Raw genomic sequence first — 5214 nt, 5'->3', positions numbered from 1 at the left:
ATTTATTCGGGAGCTATTCAAACATTTACGGAGAGTTTGATCCTGGCTCAGGACGAACGCTGGCGGCGTGCTTAACACATGCAAGTCGAACGGTGAAGAGGAGCTTGCTCCTTGGATCAGTGGCGAACGGGTGAGTAACACGTGAGCAATCTGCCCTTGACTCTGGGATAACTGCGGGAAACTGTAGCTAATACCGGATATTACCTTGGAAGGCATCTTCTGGGGTGGAAAGAATTTTGGTCAAGGATGAGCTCGCGGCCTATCAGCTAGTTGGTGAGGTAATGGCTCACCAAGGCGACGACGGGTAGCCGGCCTGAGAGGGTGACCGGCCACACTGGGACTGAGACACGGCCCAGACTCCTACGGGAGGCAGCAGTGGGGAATATTGCACAATGGGCGCAAGCCTGATGCAGCAACGCCGCGTGAGGGACGACGGCCTTCGGGTTGTAAACCTCTTTTAGTAGGGAAGAAGCGACTGGGTTTTCCTGGAAGTGACGGTACCTGCAGAAAAAGCACCGGCTAACTACGTGCCAGCAGCCGCGGTAATACGTAGGGTGCAAGCGTTGTCCGGAATTATTGGGCGTAAAGAGCTCGTAGGCGGTTTGTCGCGTCTGCTGTGAAAACCCGAGGCTCAACCTCGGGCCTGCAGTGGGTACGGGCAGACTAGAGTGCGGTAGGGGAGATTGGAATTCCTGGTGTAGCGGTGGAATGCGCAGATATCAGGAGGAACACCAATGGCGAAGGCAGATCTCTGGGCCGTAACTGACGCTGAGGAGCGAAAGCATGGGGAGCGAACAGGATTAGATACCCTGGTAGTCCATGCCGTAAACGTTGGGAACTAGATGTGGGGACCATTCCACGGTCTCCGTGTCGCAGCTAACGCATTAAGTTCCCCGCCTGGGGAGTACGGCCGCAAGGCTAAAACTCAAAGGAATTGACGGGGGCCCGCACAAGCGGCGGAGCATGCGGATTAATTCGATGCAACGCGAAGAACCTTACCAAGGCTTGACATATACCGGAAACGGCCAGAAATGGTCGCCCCGCAAGGTCGGTATACAGGTGGTGCATGGTTGTCGTCAGCTCGTGTCGTGAGATGTTGGGTTAAGTCCCGCAACGAGCGCAACCCTCGTCCTATGTTGCCAGCACGTAATGGTGGGAACTCATGGGATACTGCCGGGGTCAACTCGGAGGAAGGTGGGGATGACGTCAAATCATCATGCCCCTTATGTCTTGGGCTTCACGCATGCTACAATGGCCGGTACAAAGGGCTGCAATACCGCAAGGTGGAGCGAATCCCAAAAAGCCGGTCTCAGTTCGGATTGAGGTCTGCAACTCGACCTCATGAAGTCGGAGTCGCTAGTAATCGCAGATCAGCAACGCTGCGGTGAATACGTTCCCGGGCCTTGTACACACCGCCCGTCAAGTCATGAAAGTCGGTAACACCCGAAGCCAGTGGCCGAACCCGTAAGGGACGGAGCTGTCGAAGGTGGGATCGGTGATTAGGACTAAGTCGTAACAAGGTAGCCGTACCGGAAGGTGCGGCTGGATCACCTCCTTTCTAAGGAGCACGTGCCGTCCCGTCTGTATACAGCGGAATATGGTGGCCAGTCATACGGAAGCGAATGTCTTCTGATGGCGCTCATGGGTGGAACATTGACATTGATGCAAGAACGGCTGAGATCTACTCGGTACGCCTGGTTCGTAAGAATGTGGGTTGGAAAAGTAGGTGTCGGAGAGACTTGTATATGCACGCTGTTGGGTCCTGAGGGACCGGAACATGGGTACTTCGGTATCGGTGATCTGATTCTTCTGGACTTTGTTGTGGTTGGCATACATCGCCGGCATGACAGGGTACCGCCCGTACTTTGAGAACTACACAGTGGACGCGAGCATCTTAAATTTGATCGGACTTCGGTCCGACAAATTACAAAGATCTATGCACTCTTTATTGAGTGCGTGATCATTGGTCAATTTCGATGTCGAATTTATTCGGCATACTTAATCGATTCAAACTCATGTGATTTCAAATTTTTAAGAGCAAACGGTGAATGCCTTGGCATGTAGAGCCGAAGAAGGACGTAGTAATCTGCGATAAGCCTCGGGGAGTTGATAAACGAACTGTGATCCGAGGATGTCCGAATGGGGAAACCCCGCCAGGCCCGTAAGGTGACCTGGTGACTCCCGCCTGAATATATAGGGCGGGTAGAGGGAACGTGGGGAAGTGAAACATCTCAGTACCCACAGGAAGAGAAAACAACAGTGATTCCGTTAGTAGTGGCGAGCGAACCCGGATGAGGCTAAACCGATCATGTGTGATAGCCGGTAGGCGTTGCATGGTCGGGGTTGCGGGACTTTTCTGCCTATTCTACCGAATGGTAAGGGTTAGAACGTTGTATAGACGAACAGGATTGAAAGCCTGGTCATAGAGGGTGCGAACCCCGTAGTCGAAATGCAGCAATCGCCCGAGAAGTATCCCAAGTAGCACGGGGCCCGAGAAATCCCGTGTGAATCAGTCAGGACCACCTGATAAGCCTAAATACTCCTACATGACCGATAGTGAACAAGTACCGTGAGGGAAAGGTGAAAAGTACCCCGGGAGGGGAGTGAAATAGTACCTGAAACCGTTTGCTTACAAACCGTTGGAGCCAGCTTTGTTCTGGTGACAGCGTGCCTTTTGAAGAATGAGCCTGCGAGTTAGTGATATGTGGCGAGCTTAACCCGAGAGGGGAATGCGTAGCGAAAGCGAGTCTGAATAGGGCGATTCAGTCGCATGTCCTAGACCCGAAGCGAAGTGATCTATCCATGGCCAGGTTGAAGCGACGGTAAGACGTCGTGGAGGACCGAACCCACTTCAGTTGAAAATGGAGGGGATGAGCTGTGGATAGGGGTGAAAGGCCAATCAAACTTCGTGATAGCTGGTTCTCTCCGAAATGCATTTAGGTGCAGCGTTGCGTGTTTCTTGCCGGAGGTAGAGCTACTGGATGGCCGATGGGGCCCAAAAGCTTACTGACGTCAGCCAAACTCCGAATGCCGGTAAGTGAGAGCGCAGCAGTGAGACGGTGGGGGATAAGCTTCATCGTCGAGAGGGAAACAACCCAGACCACCAACTAAGGTCCCAAAGCGCGTGCTAAGTGGGAAAGGATGTGGAGTTGCACAGACAACCAGGAGGTTGGCTTAGAAGCAGCCACCCTTGAAAGAGTGCGTAATAGCTCACTGGTCAAGTGATTCCGCGCCGACAATGTAACGGGGCTCAAGCACGCCACCGAAGTTGTGGCATTGATATTTTTGGTTAGCCGCACCCTTGTGGTGTTGGTTCAGCCGTGTTGATGGGTAGGAGAGCGTCGTGTGGCCAGCGAAGCGGCGGTGTAAACCAGCCGTGGAGGCCACACGAGTGAGAATGCAGGCATGAGTAGCGAAAGACGGGTGAGAAACCCGTCCTCCGAAAGATCAAGGGTTCCAGGGCCAGGCTAATCCGCCCTGGGTAAGTCGGGACCTAAGGCGAGGCCGACAGGCGTAGTCGATGGACAACGGGTTGATATTCCCGTACTGACGAAAAACCGCCCAAACTAATCCAGTAATGCTAAGCATCTGAATCCCCTAGATGGATCCCTTCGGGGTGAAGCGTGGGGCCTAGCGTGCGACCCTATGCTGGTGCGGTTAGCGTATTAACAGGTGTGACGCAGGAAGGTAGCTGAGCCGGGCGATGGTTGACCCGGTCTAAGGATGTAGGCCGAGAGATAGGCAAATCCGTCTCTCATATAAGGTTGAGACCCGATGGGTAGCCCGTAAGGGTGAAATCAGTGATCCTATGCTGCCAAGAAAAGCATCGACGCGAGGTTTTAGTCACCCGTACCCCAAACCGACTCAGGTGATCAGGTAGAGAATACTAAGGAGATCGAGAGAATCGTGGTTAAGGAACTCGGCAAAATGCCCCCGTAACTTCGGGAGAAGGGGGGCCTGAGGCGTGAACGGACTTGCTCCGGGAGCGTTCGAAGGCCGCAGAGACCAGTGGGAAGCGACTGTTTACTAAAAACACAGGTCCGTGCTAAGTCGCAAGACGATGTATACGGACTGACGCCTGCCCGGTGCTGGAAGGTTAAGAGGAACGGTTAGCCGCAAGGCGAAGCTGAGAATTTAAGCCCCAGTAAACGGCGGTGGTAACTATAACCATCCTAAGGTAGCGAAATTCCTTGTCGGGTAAGTTCCGACCTGCACGAATGGCGTAACGACTTCCCAGCTGTCTCAACCGCGAACTCGGCGAAATTGCATTACGAGTAAAGATGCTCGTTACGCGCAGCAGGACGGAAAGACCCCGTGACCTTTACTACAGCTTGGTATTGGTGTTCGGTGTGGCTTGTGTAGGATAGGTGGGAGACTGTGAAGCTTGGACGCTAGTTCAGGTGGAGTCATTGTTGAAATACCACTCTGGTCATATTGGATACCTAACTTCGAACCGTGATCCGGTTCAGGGACAGTGCCTGGTGGGTAGTTTAACTGGGGCGGTTGCCTCCTAAAAAGTAACGGAGGCGCCCAAAGGTTCCCTCAACCTGGTTGGTAATCAGGTGTCGAGTGTAAGTGCACAAGGGAGCTTGACTGTAAGACTGACAAGTCGAGCAGGGACGAAAGTCGGGACTAGTGATCCGGCAGTGGCTTGTGGAAGCGCTGTCGCTCAACGGATAAAAGGTACCTCGGGGATAACAGGCTGATCTTGCCCAAGAGTCCATATCGACGGCATGGTTTGGCACCTCGATGTCGGCTCGTCGCATCCTGGGGCTGGAGTAGGTCCCAAGGGTTGGGCTGTTCGCCCATTAAAGCGGTACGCGAGCTGGGTTTAGAACGTCGTGAGACAGTTCGGTCCCTATCCGCTGCGCGCGCAGGAAATTTGAGAAGATCTATCCCTAGTACGAGAGGACCGGGATGGACGAACCTCTGGTGTGTCAGTTGTTCCGCCAGGAGCACCGCTGATTAGCTACGTTCGGAACGGATAACCGCTGAAAGCATCTAAGCGGGAAGCCGGCTTCGAGATGAGATTTCCATCCCTTCGGGGGAGAGGCTCGCAGCTAGACTACTGCGTTGATAGGCCGGATGTGGAAGTGGGGACTAAAGACCCATGGAGCTGACCGGTACTAATAAGCCGATAATTTGATAACACTCAGTTTGAAGAAGCTGCTTTAGCGTCCACTATGTGGTTCTCGATGTACGGTCGAGAACAAC

At 53.5% G+C, this 5214-nt stretch carries 2 rRNA genes; both read left to right on the top strand.

Annotation, left to right across the window (positions count from 1 at the left end):
- The first annotated feature begins 24 nt into the window (after positions 1–24).
- Positions 25–1558, top strand: a 16S ribosomal RNA gene (locus tag QMK22_RS17435).
- Positions 1559–2021: 463 nt separating this feature from the next.
- Positions 2022–5150 (top strand): 23S ribosomal RNA (locus QMK22_RS17430).
- The 16S and 23S rRNA genes sit together here, the layout of an rRNA operon.
- The last annotated feature ends 64 nt before the right edge of the window (positions 5151–5214 follow it).

This window comes from Cryobacterium sp. PH29-G1 (genome assembly GCF_030063365.1).
GTDB lineage: Bacteria > Actinomycetota > Actinomycetes > Actinomycetales > Microbacteriaceae > Cryobacterium.
The sequence above is the reverse complement of the archived record's forward strand: the minus strand, read 5'-3'. Positions and strand labels throughout refer to the sequence as shown.